Origin of the sequence: Pontibacter silvestris (assembly GCF_020907275.1) — a bacterium.
GTDB classification, from domain to species: domain Bacteria; phylum Bacteroidota; class Bacteroidia; order Cytophagales; family Hymenobacteraceae; genus Pontibacter; species Pontibacter silvestris.
The window spans coordinates 166,527-186,872 of the sequence record NZ_JAJJWI010000003.1; the positions used below are offsets into that span (position 1 = coordinate 166,527).

15 protein-coding genes are annotated in these 20,346 nt (G+C 43.8%); 7 read left to right on the top strand and 8 right to left on the bottom strand.

The window, feature by feature from the left end:
* Positions 1-121: 121 nt before the first annotated feature.
* The 3 genes from LN995_RS03900 to LN995_RS03910 all read left to right on the top strand — a co-directional run bounded on the left by LN995_RS03900 (position 122) and on the right by LN995_RS03910 (position 1,758).
* Positions 122-424, top strand: coding sequence for a hypothetical protein (locus LN995_RS03900; RefSeq protein ID WP_229958568.1), 303 nt, complete (start codon positions 122-124; stop codon positions 422-424).
* A gap of 200 nt (positions 425-624) precedes the next feature.
* Entirely contained in the window at positions 625-1,089 is a 465-nt protein-coding gene (locus LN995_RS03905; RefSeq protein WP_229958570.1) for a Fur family transcriptional regulator, read from the top strand.
* Positions 1,090-1,116: 27 nt separating this feature from the next.
* A complete protein-coding gene (locus LN995_RS03910; RefSeq protein ID WP_229958572.1) occupies positions 1,117-1,758 on the top strand; it encodes a peroxiredoxin in 642 nt (213 codons plus the stop codon).
* 88 nt (positions 1,759-1,846) lie between these two features.
* On the opposite strand, the gene LN995_RS03915 is transcribed toward LN995_RS03910, so the two are convergent.
* Entirely contained in the window at positions 1,847-2,320 is a 474-nt protein-coding gene (locus tag LN995_RS03915; RefSeq protein WP_229958574.1) for a GNAT family N-acetyltransferase, read from the bottom strand.
* Between the two features lie 119 nt (positions 2,321-2,439).
* Entirely contained in the window at positions 2,440-2,877 is a 438-nt protein-coding gene (locus tag LN995_RS03920) for a GNAT family N-acetyltransferase (RefSeq protein WP_229958575.1), read from the bottom strand.
* 189 nt (positions 2,878-3,066) lie between these two features.
* On the opposite strand from LN995_RS03920, the gene LN995_RS03925 reads away from it, so the two are divergent.
* Together LN995_RS03925 and rsgA are read left to right on the top strand one after the other, a co-directional pair.
* Positions 3,067-4,320 carry a 3-deoxy-D-manno-octulosonic acid transferase gene (locus LN995_RS03925; RefSeq protein ID WP_229958577.1) on the top strand — a complete coding sequence of 418 codons (1,254 nt, stop codon included), beginning with the start codon at positions 3,067-3,069 and terminating at the stop codon, positions 4,318-4,320.
* Positions 4,317-5,240, top strand: coding sequence for a ribosome small subunit-dependent GTPase A (rsgA, locus tag LN995_RS03930; protein WP_229958579.1), 924 nt, complete (start codon positions 4,317-4,319; stop codon positions 5,238-5,240). Before LN995_RS03925 ends, rsgA begins: the two co-directional genes overlap by 4 nt.
* A 9-nt stretch (positions 5,241-5,249) precedes the next feature.
* Here the strand turns inward: rsgA and LN995_RS03935 are convergent, their stop codons facing one another.
* Both LN995_RS03935 and LN995_RS03940 read right to left on the bottom strand, forming a co-directional pair.
* A complete protein-coding gene (locus LN995_RS03935; RefSeq protein ID WP_229958581.1) occupies positions 5,250-8,309 on the bottom strand; it encodes a DUF6298 domain-containing protein in 3,060 nt (1,019 codons plus the stop codon).
* A gap of 91 nt (positions 8,310-8,400) precedes the next feature.
* Entirely contained in the window at positions 8,401-9,552 is a 1,152-nt protein-coding gene (locus tag LN995_RS03940; protein WP_377470039.1) for a glycoside hydrolase family 88/105 protein, read from the bottom strand.
* Between the two features lie 302 nt (positions 9,553-9,854).
* On the opposite strand from LN995_RS03940, the gene LN995_RS03945 reads away from it, so the two are divergent.
* The gene (locus LN995_RS03945) at positions 9,855-11,153 is read left to right on the top strand and encodes a DUF4861 domain-containing protein (protein WP_229958583.1); all 1,299 of its coding nucleotides are present in this window, start codon (positions 9,855-9,857) and stop codon (positions 11,151-11,153) included.
* A 397-nt stretch (positions 11,154-11,550) separates the two neighbouring features.
* Entirely contained in the window at positions 11,551-12,960 is a 1,410-nt protein-coding gene (locus LN995_RS03950; protein WP_229958585.1) for a glycoside hydrolase family 88/105 protein, read from the top strand.
* Between the two features lie 59 nt (positions 12,961-13,019).
* On the opposite strand, the gene LN995_RS03955 is transcribed toward LN995_RS03950, so the two are convergent.
* From LN995_RS03955 to LN995_RS03970, 4 genes are all read right to left on the bottom strand, one after another.
* Positions 13,020-15,218, bottom strand: coding sequence for a DUF7133 domain-containing protein (locus LN995_RS03955; protein ID WP_229958587.1), 2,199 nt, complete (start codon positions 15,216-15,218; stop codon positions 13,020-13,022).
* 327 nt (positions 15,219-15,545) lie between these two features.
* Positions 15,546-16,556 (bottom strand): DUF6807 domain-containing protein, encoded by a 1,011-nt coding sequence (locus tag LN995_RS03960; protein WP_229958787.1) that lies wholly within the window; start codon positions 16,554-16,556, stop codon positions 15,546-15,548.
* Positions 16,557-16,697: 141 nt separating this feature from the next.
* Positions 16,698-18,035, bottom strand: coding sequence for a Gfo/Idh/MocA family protein (locus LN995_RS03965; RefSeq protein WP_229958589.1), 1,338 nt, complete (start codon positions 18,033-18,035; stop codon positions 16,698-16,700).
* A gap of 276 nt (positions 18,036-18,311) precedes the next feature.
* Positions 18,312-20,303, bottom strand: a complete 1,992-nt coding sequence (locus LN995_RS03970; RefSeq protein ID WP_229958591.1) for an alpha/beta hydrolase family protein — start codon at positions 20,301-20,303, stop codon at positions 18,312-18,314.
* Between the last annotated feature and the right edge of the window lie 43 nt (positions 20,304-20,346).

Below are 20,346 nucleotides of genomic sequence, written 5' to 3' on the forward strand. Positions count from 1 at the left end.
CGGAGGGCTTTTATATTTAAGCTTTTACTACCGGTTGGCTTATGCAATAGTTTACAGATTCTTCAGTTATAAATGCACTTAATATAACTGTTTATTTATTACCAAAAACAGCGTTCACTTTATGCAGTACTCCCCTGCTATTCTTTCCAGCACAGCTAATCACCTGCAAAAAGTATTTGGAGTCAAAGCCTTGCCTTCTAAAGATTTGCAGAAGCTTTTGCGTAAGCTCACTATAATTGTTAAGCATCTGCTAAATACAGACCTTAGCCGCCTGCTCCATATCCTTTATCGTATTGATGTTGAAGAACAGAAAGTAAAAGAGGCTATGTTAGCAGATAATGAAGAAGCTATTGCTGAAGGTATAGCTCAATTGATTATAGATCGGGAAATATTGAAAGCTCACATTCGTTTTACTTATAGCTAAATTAGTAACCGTAATGCTCTTTCCTGATGTTCAGGCAATGGCTCCATTTATTTTATTTCAGTCTTTCATTCCCCTCTCTTTCTAATACGGGTACCCTCCGCCATTAACAAACTAATAACTGTATCGGTTTGGAGCTTGTAAAGGTATCTTCTATCTTTGCAGTAATTCTTCTCAAATAAGAATTTTTCTTATCTGGATACATGCAGTTACTAAACCGAAACGAACTACGTGAGCGCATTGTGATAAGTGGCCTAAAGGCGACGCAGCAGCGCATTGTAGTATATGAGGCTTTGGTACAACAGCATGGGCATCACCCAACGGCAGAGGAAGTATACCAGCTTCTGAAACCAGCCAACCCAAGTATTTCCCTTGGCACTGTCTATAAAACATTAGACTCTTTTGTAGAAACCAACCTGATCAGGCGGGTACTATCAGAAGAAAGCGGGAAACGCTACGATGCTAACACCATGGCTCACAGCCACATTTACTGCAGTAACACCAAAGAAATTATTGATTACGAAGACGCAGAACTGGAGCAGTTATTAACTGACTTCTTTCGGAAGCGGAACATGGAAAACTTCGAAATCAAGAGCTTTGCCGTACAACTGACAGGTAATAAGAAGGAACCAGGTAAGCAGATCAGAATTTCACAAGTACCTAAATAAATTTTCAACTTAATAAACTATTGAAATATGGCAGTATTAGTAGGTAAAAAAGCGCCTTCATTCAAAGCTACAGCTGTAGTTAACGGAGAAGAATTCGAAGAGGATTTCTCTTTAGAGCAGTACCTTGGCAAGAAGCACGTAGTGTTCTTCTTCTGGCCAATGGACTTCACATTCGTATGCCCAACTGAAATTCTTGCATTCCAGGACAGATTAGCTGATTTCGAGCGTAAAGGAGTAGCAGTAGTAGGTTGCTCTACAGATACACATGTTACACACTTTGCCTGGTTAAACACGCCACAAGACCAAGGTGGTATCCAGGGGGTAACTTATCCGCTTGTTGCTGATGCAGCTAAAACTATCGCTCAGAACTTTGATGTGTTAGCCGGTCATTATGACTATAACGAAGAAGGTGAAGTAACTTTTGTTGGTGAGCCAGTTGCTTACCGTGGTCTGTTCCTGATCGATAAAGAAGGTGTTGTTCGCCACCAGGTTGTTAACGACCTGCCACTAGGCCGCAGCATCGACGAGGCACTTCGTATGGTAGACGCTCTTCAGTACTTTGAAGAGAAAGGCGAAGTTTGCCCTGCAAACTGGGAAGAAGGAAAAGAAGCTATGCAAGCTACTAAAGAAGGTGTTTCTAACTACCTTGCTAACAGAGGTAGCCACTAAGAACAGAAATAACCTGTTTTATACAAAAGCCCCTGCTCTGGCAGGGGCTTTTGCTTTTATGTTGAAGCTCTCCAGCTGATTTTTTCTTTTATACAGCTGGCTGCTGAGCAGTGGCAACAGCTTTTTGCATGCACACACTATTCTCTACATTCTCATATTGCCCGTAGTTTGGTATAGTTTCGTAACCACATTTGGTATAAAGGCTAATAGCTTCAGGCTGAGCTTTGCCTGTTTCCAGAATAAGGCTAGAATAACCTAACTCGCTTGCCCATGTTTCCAGCTCCTTTAACACAGCTTTGGCTACTCCCCGACCACGAAAGGCAGGCTTCACAAACATCCTTTTTACCTCTCCTGTTTCCGCTGTATACTTTTTGATAGCGCCACAACCTACCAACTGGCCTTCCAGATAAGCCACAACAGCTGTATTGATAGCATCTATTTTGTTAAATTGTGCATAAAAAGCATGATCGTCGCCATCTCTTTCGCTAAGGTCTGCATCAAGCAGGGCTACCAGGCTAACAAAGTCTTTATTACGGGAGTCTGTTCTAATTAACTTTATCATAGTTTTAGATTGATGTTCAAAGGTGAATTATTGCAATTGTCATTTTTGCTCAGTTTTTTCAATAGTTCATCAGTCTCTACTACTGTGGCAGTATTCTAAGGCATTACTGTTAGCAACTCCTATTTTAGCTTCAGCTCCATCTGATACAAATCAAAACCTTTTGCCCAAAAGTCTCTCTCAACTTTTACTAACTCAAAGCCTAACTTTTGATAGAATTTATAAACAAGTTGCGTTGTTCTGACAACAATTACCTCTGTATCTGTATTCGCTTTAATTCGGTCAACCCTGTAGCGAGTTAACTTACTCCCGATTCCTTTCCCTTGGAAATCAGGATGAACTATATCCCAGGATATTCGGGCTATGCTGTCAGCAAAGTAATTTATTCCGCCTGCCCCAACTATTCTACCATTATCTTCCACTACAAAGTAGTCTTCCACATGGTTATTAAGATACACAACAAAGTCCGCTTCTTCAGCTTCATCAAAATAATGGGGAGTGTTGAGCCTCAGCAGGTCTAAGAGTTCTTCTTTATCTTTACTTGCATATACCCTGATCATTTTACTTCAATTAAGGCGGCTTTATTATAGTGTCTCAAATTTCCATTCTACCAAATATAGCAGATTAGCTTATTTTTACAAGCGCATAACTACCTTTACTAACTCAAAATGAAAGCCTTCTAAAAGGAAACCTTCATTACAAAATTCAATGCGCTATATTTGCAACTTGAACCATAGAGCACTTTATTTTTGCCAAAGCTATTTTACGATATAGGACTGAAAGCTTACCAAGCAGCTCTTGCACTGGCATCTCCTTTTAACCAGAAGGCAAAGCTGATGCGTACAGGGCGTGTACAGCAGTTTTCGCACCTGCAAAAGGCATTTAAAGATAATCAGTCGCCAGTGGTCTGGTTTCATTGTGCTTCTTTAGGCGAGTTTGAGCAAGGAAGGCCGGTCATAGAAGCCTTTAAAAAGGAGTTTCCAACATATAAAGTACTGCTCACCTTTTTCTCCCCCTCTGGTTATGAGGTACGAAAAAACTATGCTGGCGCAGAATATATTTTTTATCTCCCGCTGGATAGTGCCTCCAATGCCCGTATGTTCCTGGATGTGGTCCACCCCAAACTGGCAGTGTTTGTAAAGTATGAGTTCTGGCATTATTACCTGCAGGAGCTACATAACAGAAACATGCCTGTACTTTCTATATCCGCTATTTTCCGGCCAGAGCAGATTTTCTTTAAGCCTTACGGAGGCTTTAACCGTGCTATTCTTCGCAACTTTACCCACATCTATACTCAAAATCAAGCTTCTGCAGAACTGTTGCAAAGTGTTGGTATAGCCAAAGTAAGTGTAGCTGGAGATACACGTTTCGACAGGGTTTTGCAAACTGCCGCAGGTGTTAAACCCATACCCGTAGTAGAAGCCTTTGTGCAGCAACAGGAAGTGTTTATGGTGGGTAGCAGTTGGCCTGCTGATATAGAAGTGCTGTTTCCTCTCATCCAAAAGTACAGAGAGAGCATAAAGTTTATCATTGCCCCGCACGAGGTACATGAGAGCGGCATAAGCACCTTATTACAAACCTTAGGTAGTGGAGCTATACGTTTTTCTCAGGCAGGTGAAGCAGAGTTGTCAGCTTACAATGTGCTTGTGATTGACAACATTGGCATGCTTTCCTCTTTGTACAGCTATGGTACTTATGCCTATGTGGGAGGAGCATTTGGTAAAGGTTTACATAATACCTTAGAAGCAGCAGTCTTTGGGTTACCACTTTTTTTTGGCCCTGCTTATGATAAATTTCAGGAAGCAAAGGACCTGGTACAGCTTAATTGTGCCTTTCCGGTGCAGGATGCTACAGAGTTGATAACAGCATTTGAAAAGGTACATCTTATACTCGGAGCAAGGCAAACTATAACCGATACCGAAAAACAATACGTAAAAAAGCAGGCAGGCGCTACAGAACAGATTATAGCGGATATAAAGCACCTCTTAAAAAATAAGGCATGAAAGGAGTTGTAGTAAAATCGACAGGGTCGTGGTATTTGGTGCGTGATAAAGATGGAAAGCTGCACCGTGCCCGTCTGCGGGGTAAATTTAAGCTGAAAGGCATGAAGGTAAGCAACCCTCTTGCTGTGGGCGACCGTGTGGAATTTGATGTAGAAGAAACCGGCGAAGACACGGCTGTTATCCATAAGATCGAAGACCGCGAGAACTATATTATCCGGCAGTCTACCCACAAAACCGCTTTTTCACATATTATTGCTGCTAACCTAGACCAGGCACTGCTTATTGTAACGCTGGTGTCGCCCCGTACCTCTTTTGGCTTTATCGACAGATTTTTAGTTACCGCTGAGGCTTACGACATTCCTACTGTACTTGTATACAACAAAACAGACATGTACGACGAGGAAATGCAGGAGTACCAGCGCCAGATCAGCCACATGTATGAGGCCATTGGCTATAGCAGCCTGGCAGTGTCCGCTAAAAATGGAGAAGGTATCGATGCCATCAAACAGTTGATTCAAGGAAAAACCACCCTCTTCTCCGGCCACTCCGGTGTAGGTAAATCATCTCTAATAAACCTATTGGTACCTGACCTGGACCTGAAGACTTCTGAAATTTCTGACTTTTCTGATAAAGGTGTACACACCACCACTTTTGCTGAAATGTTTGAGGTAGATGAACAAACCTTTATCATAGACACGCCAGGTATTAAGGAATTAGGCATTGTAGATATCCCTAAAAATGAACTTAGCCACTTCTTCCCAGAGATGCGCGAACGCCTGAACCAATGCCGGTTTAACAACTGCACCCACTTTAATGAACCAGGCTGCGCTGTGGTAGAGGCAGTACGCCATAATAACATCTCCCTCACCCGCTACGAAAGTTATCTAAGTATGCTGCATGGGGAAGACAATAGGAAGTAAGCAAGGCCTTTACCTCTTACTAGATAGCTCCTTCTCTGAACCGGACCTTAATAGCAAAAGCCAGTTTGTATTGTCCGGTTTCTGAATAACAGTGCCTTTTTTGAATAATGCCGGCAAGGTAGCAGAACGGCTTTCTCCGGTTTCAGGGTTAAACCAGGTGCCGTTAAAATTTTTCTGCTTCAATTTTTGAGCAAATTTTATTTCCGGGCCTGATAAAGAATACAGCAGCACAGTCTTAAAAGCATCATCAGCTAAAACCCAATTTTGTTGCCCGTTTACCAGCACGCCATCTTTAGGCAGCATGTACATTAAAGAATTCGCTAAATGTTCCTGTACAAACAAATCAAGTGGCGTACGATCAACTGATCGGCCTTGCCCATGTCCTGCAGTAGGGTTTTGCATTAGTACCTGCGCTCCACCAGCCATTAACGCAGGCACAGGCCCTACTCCACTATGCCAGGCCACAATAGCTTTATCAGGATATAAATTTTTGTACTCTCGCACCTGTCTGTATACCTGTTCAGGCGTTGTCGGGTCGCCAAACTCCTTCGGGTGCATTTCTCTAAAGGCCAGGTTTTGCCCTCCTTCGGGTGCCCAAAGAGAGCCATCGGGCAGGTAGTGCCAGTAACGCATATCTACTACCGCCACCTGCTTTGCCAACTCCGGGTCTGCCAGTACAGCATCTGTTACATTTTTGCTCGTATCCAGCACCAGCCTTACCTGTCTATTCTTCTTCTTTTCCCACTCCGCTACTGTTTGTATAAAAAATTTCTGAAACTTAAAAGGGCCGGAATACTGAAAGCTCAATCCGAAAATGATGTTCTCGAACGATGCCAGTTGGTCCAGCACATGAAAAATGTAATTCCGGTGCAGTTCGCGCAGCTTAGGGTTTGTAGCATCGTAAAACTGATTGGCTACATGTATGCGATCTCTGGATTCTAAAGAAGGTTCTATTAAACCTGTTTCGTTGATATTATTAGCCGGTCTCCAGGGGAAGTCAATCCAATGTGCAGCCGTTTCCAGTAAATTATGATTGTTGTACAGGTGGTGGTATAGTACTATTCCGTTCTGGTCGCTTAAGCTGGCAAAGTCTTTCATGCGGCTAAAATACCAGGGGTTATACTTTGTCAGATCATAGCGACTAAGGCCATCCCAGGCACTGCCCTGCCCACTCCGTGCCCATGGCAACTCATAAAAAGCTGCCCACACATTTCCGCCTGACCGCCTGATGATGGAGTGATCATCCCGGCGACGGTCGTACCAAATGGCTGGACCACTCTGGTAAAAAGGCGTTCTCTGGTTTGTTACCTGCGCTGCCAATTCCTGAAGATCTTCTGTAAGCCCTGGCCCTACTCTGCCAGGTACAAACCGGGAAACGCTCCTGCCCGCATTAAGCGCATTGTTGGGAGAAGTTTGCCCTAACCACCAGGCATCGTTCACAGCGCCACCCCATACTGCTTTCCCTCCTATCACAAAACGGCCATTTACTATATTAAGTGGCTGTACTTCTTTTTTACTTTCTGATGCGGCAACACCAGCAGGAATATCCTGAGCCTTAAACTCTTTTACGTTAGACGCTAATGTCTGAGGATATACCGTAACTGGTTCCATAGCTGCCAGAGCCTGTTTCCCTAGCTTTGCTATAAGCTGTTTTTCATAAAGAGATTCTGGTGCTGAAACAACTACCACAGGCGCACCTTCGGGGCCTGTGGCAACTATTTCTTCTGCCTTGCAATTCCAGATTATGGCATTTGCCGCTGTCCACCCTCCTGCCTGTGCCCGGTCTACATCATAAGTAAGTCGTAGTGCTGCCCCTTCTATTTTTACGTTTTCATAAAGCGTACCCGAAGACCAGCTTTCATACGAACCGCTTGCCCCTTGCGCATTTGTTGCAGTACAGGTTAGGAACACATTAGGCCCGCTGGCAGTAAAACCGATAGCAAAGTCGTTTACTCCCTCATCTGCAGTACAATGCTGCACTAACACCTGCTGCCCTTCTATTAAAAAGCTCTGCCGCCTGTAGCCGCCTATTTCAGAAACAGGCTTTTCGCTGCGGCAGTTCTCCACGGTTACCTGCCGTGCCCGAGGTCCTGCCTGCACCGCAGAAGAAACAAAGTGCCGGGCAGTTACACCACGCACCCAGGCATCTTCCACATTATCCAGTACAACACCAAACCAGGCATGCTCCTCATCTTTAGGATTAGCCGGATCAAACGTGCTTTCAATAATGAGGTTCTCTACCCCGATATGGCTGTCAGGCTCATTGGAAGTAACTTTTGCTACTGTTCCGCCACCATAGCGGGCTTCCAGGGCTGTGGTAACAGGCGCATCTAATGTTATTTGTTTTTGGGCAGGGTTTACGGCTACGATTTCACGATCCCACACTAAATCTCTTGAACCGGCTGGCCAGTGAAAGCGCAGGTCCGGAAACACACCTTTTAGCGTATCCATACCAAGCGCAGTAATCCACTCTTTTGTGCTGGGGCGGGTAATTACAACTTTATCTCCTTTGCTTAGCCCACTAACTGTCTTTAAAGTAAGCGTTTCACTTCCTGCTTTCACCACCTGATCTGTTACCTGTACTGGCTCACTAACAACTGGCTTCTCTGCCTGCCCTATACTTAGCAGAGCATGCCTGCTTTTGCCTGTTGCCTGTATGGTTGTTTCCTTATTAGAACTTCCTCGCAGTACAATACCACTCTTATTTACTCGTAGCTGGCCAGCAACATGAAACTGCCCTTCTTTTAACTGTACGGCTCCACGAAAGCCATCCTCTTGTACAGGTAAACCGCCCACATAGTCAATGGCAGCTTGTAGTAAATGAGTATCATCCCCTCCTGTTGGATTAACAGAAATAACAGCGGGAACATTGGGTATAGCTATCCCTCCACCGCCATAACCTGCATGAGAAAAATCAATAGCGGGTAAAGCCTTGTCAGGAACACCTTGTGCCTGTGCTGACTCTGTACTTATTAAGTTGCTTATCAAAGCGAATAGCACAAAGGTAAGCGTTAGCCCCTGGTGCTTTAGTGCCCTTTGAAAGGAGGTAGTTCTTTTCAGATTTAGCATGTCTTGATCTTATGAGAGGGAACTAAAAAAAACAACAGAGCCAATTGTAGTAAATTAGCTCTGTTGTTTTTATTTCATAAACCTTAAAATATTATTTCATCTTCATTACCTCTGTTCCGGCAAGCAAGAAGCAGCCAAGGCCATAGTCTTCAAAGTCTGGCTTGCTGGTGTAGGAAACTGGCTGCCCATCTTTCGGCTCTTTACCGGTACCCTGTACGTACCCCAGAAAGCCGCTCGGGTGTACAGCATCCTTAGACATTGCATTCCAGGCTTTGGCAATAACCGGATTATACACATCGGCATCCAACAAACCATTATTAACTCCCCAGGCCATACCATAAACGAACAGCGCAGTTCCTGTTGTCTCCTTGCCTCCATAGTGATTTGGGTCGTGTAAGCTTACGTTCCAGAAGCCATCTTCTCTTTGCAGTGGTACCAGAGCCTCCATCATTTCTAAAAATGTTTTTTCATATTCCTCGCGGTGCGGTGCATCTTCAGGCATTATATTCATCACTCTTACCAGTGCAGCCACTACCCAGCCGTTGCCCCTGGACCAGTACGTATCCTCTCCGTTGGGGGCTTTATATGGTGGCACAAAATCTTTGTCTCTCCACCATAAACCATCTTCAGCATTATATAAGCCACCCCCGATTTGTGTTTTGGCAGCATTATAAAGATCGTACATCTTCTCATAATAGGTGTTGTCGTTATACAACAGGCCCAGCTTCGCATACACAGGCATGGCCATTTGCAAAGCATCTATCCAATCCCAGTCATCAACCTTCGTACTGTTCACCATGTTATCTATAGAAGCTTTTATAGCTTCTATTCTTTCTGGTTTTGGATCGATGTTGTATAAGTCGATGTAGGTCTGACCTGCAGCCTGATTGTCGGCATTTCTGGTCTGCACACCATCTCGCAGGCCCCAGTTATGCTTTTCACCCCATTCCACGGCATAATCGTAATACCGCTGCTGAGGGTCTGCCTCGTATAAGGCCATCAAGCCTTCGTAATAAACGGCGCGGGTCCAGATATTACTTGGGCGGGTTTTATTCGTTGTAATTTCCTTTCCCGGGTCAGGCCACTTCTGCATAAAATAATCGTTTGCAAGGGTGAGTGTTTTTAAAATCTTACTCTTTTCAGGTAAACTGGCAGTTTTTTTTGAAGTAGCACAGGCAGCATTAGCCATTGTCAATATACCTAAAAGGGCGGCCTTCCACAGAGTGAATGTTTTTTTCATCATGTTATATTACGTACTTGTTAAGTTGCAGAATATCTTATGAGTTAACAGGCCTATATTATAGCTCAGCCAGCCAACACCTTCTCATTTACTCATAAAAATAGACTGTTTGATTAAGCTTCCTATCCTGCCCTATCCTGATATTCGCTAATAAAATCTCATCAACAAGCCGTAATTTCTAAATTAAGCACCTTCCTTATAAGCAGACACAGCAGGATGCATGACATCTTGTGTCTTATAAATTTGGAGGTCGTGAACAAAACATTCTTATATAAAATAGATAATCCTTAACATACATTCTCTTTATGATAAATAAAGGTATCCCTGTTTACCTGCTGGCATGCACAACCCTTTTCTCCTGCCAGTCAACAAAAAGTAATAATGGGCAGGAAATAGTTTTAAAAAACACCGCTTCCACTAGTTTAACAGACAAGGCTATTGCTATTAAGCGAGATAATTTTGCCGATACAGCAGCACAAGGATTGTACCCGGTGCTCCTGACACAGAAAGGTGATACTATTGCCTCTCAGTTAGATGACTTAGATGGCGACCAGCAATGGGATGAGCTTTTTTTTGTAATCGACTTACCTGCCAATGGAGAGCAAGTGCTAAACCTTACATGGGTAGGTACTCAGCCACAGTATACGCAGCGCACCAACATCCGCTTCGGAAAGCGCAGTGCCAAGGACAAACCGGTGCAACCCAAAACCAATGACACCATTCATGCAAACCAACTGCCCAAAAGCATTGGCTACCAGCCTTACCAAACCGACGGCCCCACATGGGAAAATGACAAAGTAGCATTCCGCCACTATTTAGACGGACGAAATGCAAAAGATTTGTTTGGGAAGAAAGTTTCTTATATGTCGCCGGAAGATGTAGGCATAAATGCAGCTGGTGCCGTGGAAGACAATTACCATGTAATGCACGAATGGGGCCGTGATATAATGGCTGTGGGCAACTCTGTAGGCATTGGCGGTGTAGCCCTGATGATTGGTGACAGTTTCCCACGACTGGGTGTAACAGCAAACGATTCTATAAACAATGTAGGGAATACAGCCTTTAATATTGTAACAGAAGGACCCGTTCGTTCTAAGACCCGCATTGTGTACAACAATTGGCAACCTGAAGGCACCAGCCGCAGCTATACACTGGAAGAACAACCTACTATCTGGCCGGGTATGTACGCCTATCAGAACACTGTAAAAGTAACTTCAGGCTTACAAGGCGATGAGACACTACTGATTGGCATGAATAACTTGGATACTACTTCTACACTAGAAGAAATTCCCGTTGATGATGAATGGATGATTCTGCTGACACATGACCGTGAAACCTATAATAAGGAGTGGATACTGGGCTTGGCACTTATTATTCCTAAAAGCTCTTACCTCGGCTACACAGAGGCTCCTGCATCTGGTAAACTGGCGCAGGCATCTTTCGCTAAACTAAAAGTAGAGGGAAATAAGCCGATCAGTTACTACGCTGTAGGTGGATGGGAACAAAGCGATGAGGGCTTTAAAGATGCAGCTTACTTTAGAAGCTATGTTAAATCGCTTGCGAAACAAATTTCTGCTAAGGTCAATGTGCAGGTGAGACAGTAATATATCTACATTCTGGGCCAAAATATGAACGACATAAGTTATATATATGCTGCTCGTATCTTGCAGATGAGGTGCTTGTTCGATATGCTACTATTTGACTTGTTTAATTGTTCTAAAATATAGTAACGTTTCATTACCGGACAGTACAGGATAGCTTTCATGCACACTCTATTTATTTTGATAAATAGTTGTTTACTATACAAATAATGTAGATGAGGTAAGCCGAAATAGCTAATCTTAACTGAAAGTTTACGGGAAATGGAAATCAGTGAGGCTTCTTAATTTGCTTACGCAATTAGCGGACGTATTCAAGTAGTTATTTTTGAAGAGAACATCCAACTCTTAACTTACCAGACAAAGCTATCAAAGGTTAAAAACTTTAAAATCAGGTACTTTTATGAAAGTAACACAGGATTTCTCCACATACAGCAACAACACTCCGTTTAGATTAAGAGCTAAAGTATCTTTTTTAACCTTAGCCTTGGCTGCTGGAAGCTTTTTACCAGTAGTAGCCCAGACTACGACTGCTAAAGCAACAGACTCCACTACTCCTTTACACTTGCTGCAGCCAGAATATCCAACGCCCTACGGCAAAACAACTGTAGAGGAAATTACAAGAGTCCTAAACCGGGTGCATGCTTACCTGGAGGCAACAACGCCCCCAGGTTTAGTACACCAGCAGACGGGCCAGGAGATAAAGGACATTAAAAAACCGGGGAGCGATGCCATCTTTAAACAAGGAGATTACAGGCTGATCAGTTATGAGTGGGGAGTTACTTACGCAGGCATGTTACTTGCCAGTGAGGCCACCGGAGACAAATGCTTTTCAGACTATACTGCCAGCCGTTTAAAATTTATAGCTGACCTTGCGCCTTATTACAGAGCACAGATGAAAGCCAATACAAAAGGTAGCAATCCTATTCATTCTGCACTGGAACCGGGTGCTCTTGATGATGCTGGAGCTATGTGTGCAGCCATGATTAAAGCACAGCGTGCCGGCATAAAAGCAGACACAAGGCCACTCATTGATAATTACATTGACTACATTAGTAATAAGCAGTTAAGGTTATCTGACGGTACGCTGGCCCGAAACCGCCCGCTACCCAACACACTCTGGCTAGATGATCTTTTTATGAGCGTACCGGCCTTGGCCCAAATGGGAAAACTGACTGGTGAACGGCGTTATTATGATGATGCTGTAAAGCAAGTGGTTCAATTTTCGGAGCGTATGTTCAATAAAGAAAAAAGACTTTACATGCACGGCTGGGTACAGGACATGGAACCACACCCGCAGTTCCACTGGGCTCGTGCCAACGGCTGGGCTGTAATGACAATGGTAGAATTGCTAGATGTACTGCCAAACGACCATCCGGGGTATGAAAAAGTACTGGCGCAGTTACAGGCACATGTAAAAGGACTGGCTTCTTACCAGGCAGGCGAAGGCTTTTGGCACCAACTCATAGACCGTAACGACACCTATCTGGAAACTTCGGCCACTGCTATCTATACCTATGCCATCACCCGTGCCATTAACCGGGGCTGGATAGATAAGAAAGCATATGGCCCGATGGCTCTTTTAGCGTGGAATGCTGTTGCAACAAAAGTTAACGACAAAGGTCAGGTAGAAGGTACTTGCGTAGGCACAGGCATGGGCTTTGACCCTGCTTTTTACTACTATCGCCCAGTAAACGTTTATGCAGCTCACAGCTATGGACCTGTGCTCTTAGCAGGTGCTGAAATGATCAACTTTTTAAAAGGGAATAAGTTTGAGATTAACGATAGCTCTGTTCAGTTCTCCTCCCGATAGACAATGAACTTTAGAAGCTCTGTTGGCTGGTCGACAGAACTTCTAAAGCAATTTAATGACTACAATTTATTTAACTGTTCCATGGTGAAGGCTGCTTGTCGGTTTTCAAACTTGTTTCGCGCCTGAACCACATCTTCTGCTGTCACTTTCTCAGCCTTATTGCTCCAGGAGTTTCTGATAAAGCTTATTAACTGGGCAACCTCTTCATCCGATAACTTTTTGTTAGCACCAATACCTGGCATATCGCCATTAATTTCCGGAGCTTGATACAATTTGCCACTTACCTTTATAGGCCCGGTCAAACCATACAGCACAATTGGTATCAGTTTCTCTTTATCGCCCACCACCCAGTTAGATTTATTTAGAGGAGGCGCTAAGGACTTTACTCCATTACCATCAGCACCGTGGCAGCCCTGGCAGGTATTTTTAAACAGAACATACCCTTTAGGAAACTCCTGTTCTGCACTTTTTGACTTTTGACTTTTCTCTCTATCCTTTACATCATACAGCACTTTTCGGAGCTGTGTATTTATTGCAAGGCTTGAATCTGCATTAAACGTAAGAGCATCTTTCAGAAAGCTCTCCTCCTTATTATGTAGACTGCTAATTGCGGCATCGGCTACAAACTCGTTGGCGGAATACTGCTGCATAAGTTTATTTAGTAAACTGTTAGCTGCAACTCCATCAAAGGTACGAACAGTCTGCACCAGGAAAGCCACATAAGGAGCTGCCAAGGTATCATTTTGCACTAGCAATTGCTTCAGCACTGGCACATACACGCTGTAATTTTCCTTACTCATTACAGAAGGCAACACACTTAAAGCTTGTGTTCTTATGTGCCAGTCTTTATGTTGCAACAGTGGCACTACATCAGTTGTTTGTAGCTCGCCCAGTCCCTCCAGTGTCCACACAGAATGTATAACTGCTAAAGGTTTGTCCTTTAACTTTAAGTTCTGGCGCAGGAATGTGGCTACTTGTGTGTACTTATTATCAACAAGCAGTTGCTGTGCCTTGTCCCGTACCCATCCATTGGGGTGCTTGAGTAGCTTTATCAGCAGTAAAGGATTATTTATCATCGTGATAGAACTCACGGCTTTTTCCTTAGGAATAATCCTGTAAATCCTCCCACAGGAAATTGGCTGACTCAGCTTTCTGCTTTTTATTTCGTTAGCCAGATATTCTGTTAAAAAGAACTCGTGCTGAATAATGCCGCGATACATATCTATCACATACAAAGCACCATCAGGGCCATTGTATAAACTTACTGGCCTGAAGCGTTCGTCCACACTCGTCAGAAACTCCCTATCCTTATATGCCTGCTTGCCCTGTACCTTATAGCCTTTTTCTTCCAGAATATTTCGCTTTATAAGATTGGCTGCAGGCTCCGCTACAAATGCATTTAAGTAATAGTCTTTGCCAAACAGTTCTCCCCTGTACAATACCGGCGCACAGGCTGCTGTAAAGTTTACCAGCCGTAGCTGCTCATCCAGAATTCCTTCCAGGTATCCTCTGTTTACCCCTGGTGTAGGTCTGGCAGGATAAACTCTGTTATCTGGCACAATGTTCTCATTAAAGCCGGCTACCTTACGCTGGTTACTATTTCCTGCCCCCATGCCTGGGGAAAAATAATCGCCTAATAAGTTCTGGGAATTGTTGTTGTAGTACAGTCTGCCGTAATCATCCTGTGCAACACCCCATTGCCCCCGGAAATGCGTTTTCTCTGTAAGCCATTTGTCTCCATCCTTTCGGTATCTCTTGCTAGATTTAGCATTATAAATCCAGTTATCTAAGGCACGCACCAAGCCGTTGGCCTCGTGTTCAACATTGCCTCCTTCAGAATAGGCACTATCTACCAGGGTTCGTCTGCCAGGACGGTCATCTTCAATTTCGTAAAACCAAAGATTAGGAGGCTCCGCTACCATTATTCCGTTTTCCACAAAACATAAAGCGCGAGGCAGTACTAAAGAGTCCAGAAATACTTTACGGTCATCTATGGTACCATCCTTGTCTTTATCTTCCAGAATAACTATTTTACCTGTAGGTTTATCCTCATCTGTACCTAAGGTATCGGGCATGTATCCCTGCATTTCCGACACCCACATACGTCCATTGTTATCAAAGACCATTGCTACAGGAGAGTTTACGAAAGGTTCTGCTGCCACTAACTGCACTTCGAAGCCCTCTTCCACCTGCATCCTTTCTAAAGACTCTTCAGGCGACAAGACCGGGGATGCAACATAGGCTTTTCTGATTGCCAATGAATCAGTGCCTAAAGGTTGCTCCTGAAGGTTTTGCCCAATATGTTGCCGATCTGACTGACATGACTGTGTTAGAGATACACAGATGGTTAGAAAAAGTAAAGGGATTATCCGAACGCTTTTCATTTCATTTTAGGTAAAACCGGCTTCAGAACTGCAGCTTCTTATAAACAAGGGCTATAAAACCACAGTGTCTCCTTTTCTTCTTGATAAGAAAAAGAGACATGAGCCAGGTAGGTTGACCTAAAGTCTGAACTAAAACGACTTTAATTCAGGCTTTAGGTCTTATTAGCTTTCACAAACAAAATTTATGACCAGTGCTGCCTTTTATTGCTTTTGGGCAAACTTCTGAAATTCTGTGTTTACCTCGTCAGTAGTTAAATTACTACCAGAATGCACTACCACACGATGCTTAAAAGTTACTGATTTACCTGCCGGAAGCTTGAAATTAAGTTCTTCTTTTCCATCGCTCATAGCTTTTTGACCTAAGGGGTTAGCGGCAAATAAACCGTAGCCGCGCGCATGCCAGTAAGTAGGATAGCCAATGTTCTGCGGGTTGTCCATAATAATGACTGACACAGGTTCCTCTCCTAGCTTGCCGGTTAGATTTACCCATTTGCCACGCGTTCCCCACACATTATCACCTTCAATGCCTTCGCTGCTTGTGTAATGCCCGGTAACTCCTTTGTTGTTCATTTCAGGCACAGCTGTAGCTTTACCACTGGCATCTGTAAACACTTCCGGCTTGTTGGATGGATGCTCCAGTTCACGTGCCAGGCGAATAGCAATAACACCTTCTTTGTTATCTTTAAATAAGACGTCTTCTTTTAGTGCCGTAAGTGTAGTTGTGCGGTCAATAATACGGTTATCGCCTTCTCCGCTAAACACATAGCTGGTTTTCTCCCGCACCATAGCCGTACCGTCAGGCTTTTGCCATTCTGAACTAACCTCCAACTCTGCCATCTGGTCGCCGTTTGTCATTTTATCAACGCTAAGGTGACGGATAGTACCGAATGGCCCCGGGTGGTTGCCTACATCGTTAGAATTATTCCAGAAGTCGTGCCCGTTTACGTCGCCGTAGTTAAACCACATGCCTACGTGGTGCGGATGGTCCACCCTTTCTCCTGGTCTTGGATTTATAGGCCACCCACGCGTTATGGGGTTGCCTTTAGCTGTAAGAATAGGGTACAGCACCGGCTTTTTTACATCATCGGGGTAAATGTAAGAGGTGAAAGGCTTTCCATCAATGGTTACGTCCACATGCTTACCCTGTTTATTTTCTGTTAACATAAATCGCTTTGCTTTACCTGGCCCAGATACTTTAGAAGTATAGGCCATTGTAAATGCTACCACCAGCAAAAGCGAAGCAAAAACTGTTATAGATTTTTTTGTCATGTTGATAGAGTAAAAAGGTGTTAGAAATCAGCAGTCTCTTTAAACAAAAGGCTGCTGATTAAAGTCTTGTCTGAAAAACTGCTACTAACTGGCAATAACGTCCTGTTTGGTATCATCGAAAGTGATGCGCTTTCCCGTTTCCATGGCTATGCGAGTCATAATGTTGGCTACGGAATGATTGTAACCGGCATGTACAGAAGCATTTGGTGTCTGACGACTACGCACACACTCCATCCAGTTGCGCATGTGCAAAGAAGTCATCGGGTCTCCTCCGGTATTTGCATCTGTAGATACTTTTGCCTGGTTCGGCAGCGTATACTCATCCAGCAAATTCTGTTTCATACCCATTTGGCCAGCCATTCTTTCGTCTAAGCCGCCTTCGGAAGTTATCTTGTTTGTATCCAGGTTCAGCATACCACCATTGGAGTAGTACAGCTCTTTTACACCTCCGGCACTGTTACTGAAACGGGAAGAATAGCTTACCTGGAACCCTTTTGAGAAATCATCATTTGGACCGTAATCAAACACAGCTGTCATAGTATCTGCATTTTCACGGCCATCGTTCCACATATAAATGCCGCCGTTGGCTACTACACTGCGTGGGTGCTCCAGCCCTGTAAACCAATGCACTGTATCGATCTGGTGCGACAACCACTGCCCTGGTATACCAGACGAGTACGGCCAGAACAAACGATATTCTAAATACTTGCGCGGGTCCCAGGCTACTTTAGGCCGGTTCATCAGGAAGCGATCCCAGTCTGTATCTTCCTGGCGAATCTCGCTCACCAGCTTAGGCAAACGCCAACGACCAGGCTGGTTTACATTCCAGGTCATTTCTACCATCTTTATGTCACCAAACTTGCCGGAGCGAATGTATTCATTAGCAGCAATATAATTTGGCGCACTACGACGTTGGGAGCCAATCTGTACTATTTTACCTGTTTGCTCTACGGCCTGCAATATAGCCCGTGCATCTTCCATCGTTTCTGCCATTGGCTTTTCAATGTAAGCATCCTTACCATTGCGCACAGCTTCCACTCCCATTAAAGCATGCTGAAAATCAGCTGTACTGATAATAACAGCATCAATACCTTTTTGTGCGTACAGTTCATCGTTATTGCGGTATTTTTTGATCTTTGCCCCACTTTTCTCTTTCAGATAGGCTTCTGCCTCATCACGGCGCCGGTTCCATATATCCGAAACTCCTACAAACTCAAAATTGAGGTCTTTAGAGTGGTTCATGAAAGCAGGAAACAAGGAGTTCTTAAACCGATTCGAAAAACCTACTATCGCCACCTGTACTCTGTCATTTGCCCCCAATATTCTACCGTAGCTCTTTGCACTCAGCCCCATAGCGCCTAAGTATGTACCAGCTGCTGCCATGGCTGATTGCCTGATAAAGTTTCGTCGACTATTTCCCATAACCGTTTTTTGTGTTATTTATTGACAATTGATTTATTTCTGAGTTTAAACTATCTCTTCTGGAGCGAACTATTAAACGTTTATGTTAGTCCTGGCACATGGAGCGCAAACGATTGCATATTCAAGCAAACAGTTTCTCTAATCAACTTCCGTTAACCTGCTCAAGATCAGGATTAAGTTAAATAATAATGCCCTTTAATACAAACAAATGTTAGTTATTAATAAATTATTTTTTATATCCTTCAGCCAACTAAATTTAAGAGCTAAGTAATTAACCTAGTCAGTAAACCTGATTCTTTTATTTCCTGCTTTAACGACAAGGTCTTTCAGGTCATAATACTTAAGTACTCCATATAAAACATTTGAAAAGGCATCTTTTTGCATAGGGTTCTGGACCATCTCCTCAAATGATTTAACGGATCGAGAAATTTCTGCTTCTGCAATTCTGCGGTCTAGATAAGCAGCATGTATCACAGCCGGGCCATAAGCACCATTTGCCACAACTTTAACTGTATGTTTTTTCAGTTCCGGCTCAGACCTGATAAAATCCAGAAGCGACATAATATCCACCACCCTTTGCCCCATAAGTGTTTTACCTGTGTGTAGACTAATCATGGCATTGCGGTATTCCTTGTTCCAGTACTTAGGGTCGTTTAACTCCAGTGGGTCAGTAGTTTCTCCGAATCCTCTCAGGTCACTCAGCACCAGAATATCATCTTGGTTTAGATAGCTCTCAAGCACTTTTTCGTTAGCCATTATTTCGCTTTTCCCACTCTCGTTCAGGTAAAGGACAAGCTTACTGTCAGGCTTAGCAGTTTCAGGAGACAGCACCAGGCAAGGAACTGGCATCTGCCCGTGACGGATGATCTGGTATTTTAGCAGTTTGTAATTTCGTGCGGAAGAAGCACCTGTTTGTTCTATTTCTATTTGGTTAGCTGGCAAGGAAATACCTAACAACTCTAAAACTTTTCTGCTGATTACACTGCTATCTTTTTTCATAAAAGCTTCCCGAGAAGAAGCATATTGCTTTGATAAAGTATAGTTATGCTGTTGAATAGTCACTTTATAGGGAAAAGTTGTAGCAACCTGCCCAGTGGTGGTACAAAGAATGTCTTCATCATAAAGAGAAGCAACATCTTGTTCCTTTACAGGTGTCTTATCGCTGCAAAGCCAGGTTCTGAACCAGGTTACTGCTGCTTCCCGCTTTTGCCTGGGCATGCCGTGGCCACCTTCCAGTGAAAACATACTAACTTTTGAACTTTGGCTTAAGGTACCATAAGCTTGCTTAAGTTCAGCATACACATGACTGGCTCCCCAATAATCCACCATATCATAATACCCTGACATAATGAGCAATGGCTTGGGTGCGAACATGAGCAAGAAGTCACTTATTTCCAGCTGCTCCCTTCCCTCATAGGGAATATGCTGGCAACCGTCAGAAGCACCACTTAGCTCCAGCGTTCGCTCTCGCTGTGAAACATAACTGCATACCGAAGCCACTTTTATCCGATCATCGAGCCCAATAAGGTATGTAGTTTGCGTGCCGCCTCCTGAACTACCGATACAGGCAAGTTTATCTTTATCTACTTCGGCGCGCGTTTCCAGGTAATCAAGTGCCCGCACATTGTCCCAATACTCATAAGCAGCGACACTGGTACCAACCAGGTTTGCTCCTGCATTTAATAAGGTATGCGCTGTGGTGGCACCGCGCGTCAGTGGCTTTCCCGCATCATCAGTTAATTGTAAACGCTCCCCCTGTGCCACAGGATCAACGGCTAAAGCAGCAATACCATTCAATACAAAAGCTGTGGCTGTTTTCTGGTCTGACAGTTTTCCGGCTATTCCATGACCTGCGAGTACCAAGGTAGTCGGAAAAGACCCTTTGCCATCGGGGATATAAAAATTAGCTGTCACGTACCGATGCGGTACACTCTCATAAACAACTTTCTCTACTCTATATCCTTTCTGTTGCGAAACCCCTACTACACGGGCATGCAAGTCTGTTTTTTCAGGTAAGTCCCCTAATAGCTGACGGTAACGGTACTTACAGCTTTCCCGATAAGCTGTCAACGCTTTTTTAGATAGCAAAGCCGCCTGAAATTTCTTCTGCCGCTCAGCATACTGCTGATGTACATCACGCAACAGGTAAGCATTGTAGGCTGTGCTCATTCTCCAGGGTAAAGCATTATAGCTTTCCTGAGCATTTGAAACGCCTGCACAAGCAAGTGTAACCAAGAGTAAAAGAATGTACCGTAGAGAAGCTATCATTAGAAGACTCTGTTTCACAAGTAAAGGGATAAGGAGTTATACA

Excerpts from the sequence above, each read along its gene's own strand:
- LN995_RS03915 (WP_229958574.1), bottom strand. The coding sequence starts at position 2,320 with ATGATAAAGTTAATTAGAACAGACTCCCGTAATAAAGACTTTGTTAGC.
- LN995_RS03945 (WP_229958583.1), top strand. The coding sequence starts at position 9,855 with ATGATAAATAAAGGTATCCCTGTTTACCTGCTGGCATGCACAACCCTT.
- LN995_RS03910 (WP_229958572.1), top strand. The coding sequence starts at position 1,117 with ATGGCAGTATTAGTAGGTAAAAAAGCGCCTTCATTCAAAGCTACAGCT.
- LN995_RS03965 (WP_229958589.1), bottom strand. The coding sequence starts at position 18,035 with ATGGGAAATAGTCGACGAAACTTTATCAGGCAATCAGCCATGGCAGCA.
- LN995_RS03900 (WP_229958568.1), top strand. The coding sequence starts at position 122 with ATGCAGTACTCCCCTGCTATTCTTTCCAGCACAGCTAATCACCTGCAA.
- LN995_RS03970 (WP_229958591.1), bottom strand. The coding sequence starts at position 20,303 with ATGATAGCTTCTCTACGGTACATTCTTTTACTCTTGGTTACACTTGCT.
- LN995_RS03905 (WP_229958570.1), top strand. The coding sequence starts at position 625 with ATGCAGTTACTAAACCGAAACGAACTACGTGAGCGCATTGTGATAAGT.
- LN995_RS03960 (WP_229958787.1), bottom strand. The coding sequence starts at position 16,556 with ATGGCCTATACTTCTAAAGTATCTGGGCCAGGTAAAGCAAAGCGATTT.
- LN995_RS03940 (WP_377470039.1), bottom strand. The coding sequence starts at position 9,552 with ATGATGAAAAAAACATTCACTCTGTGGAAGGCCGCCCTTTTAGGTATA.
- LN995_RS03920 (WP_229958575.1), bottom strand. The coding sequence starts at position 2,877 with ATGATCAGGGTATATGCAAGTAAAGATAAAGAAGAACTCTTAGACCTG.
- LN995_RS03935 (WP_229958581.1), bottom strand. The coding sequence starts at position 8,309 with ATGCTAAATCTGAAAAGAACTACCTCCTTTCAAAGGGCACTAAAGCAC.
- rsgA (WP_229958579.1), top strand. The coding sequence starts at position 4,317 with ATGAAAGGAGTTGTAGTAAAATCGACAGGGTCGTGGTATTTGGTGCGT.
- LN995_RS03950 (WP_229958585.1), top strand. The coding sequence starts at position 11,551 with ATGAAAGTAACACAGGATTTCTCCACATACAGCAACAACACTCCGTTT.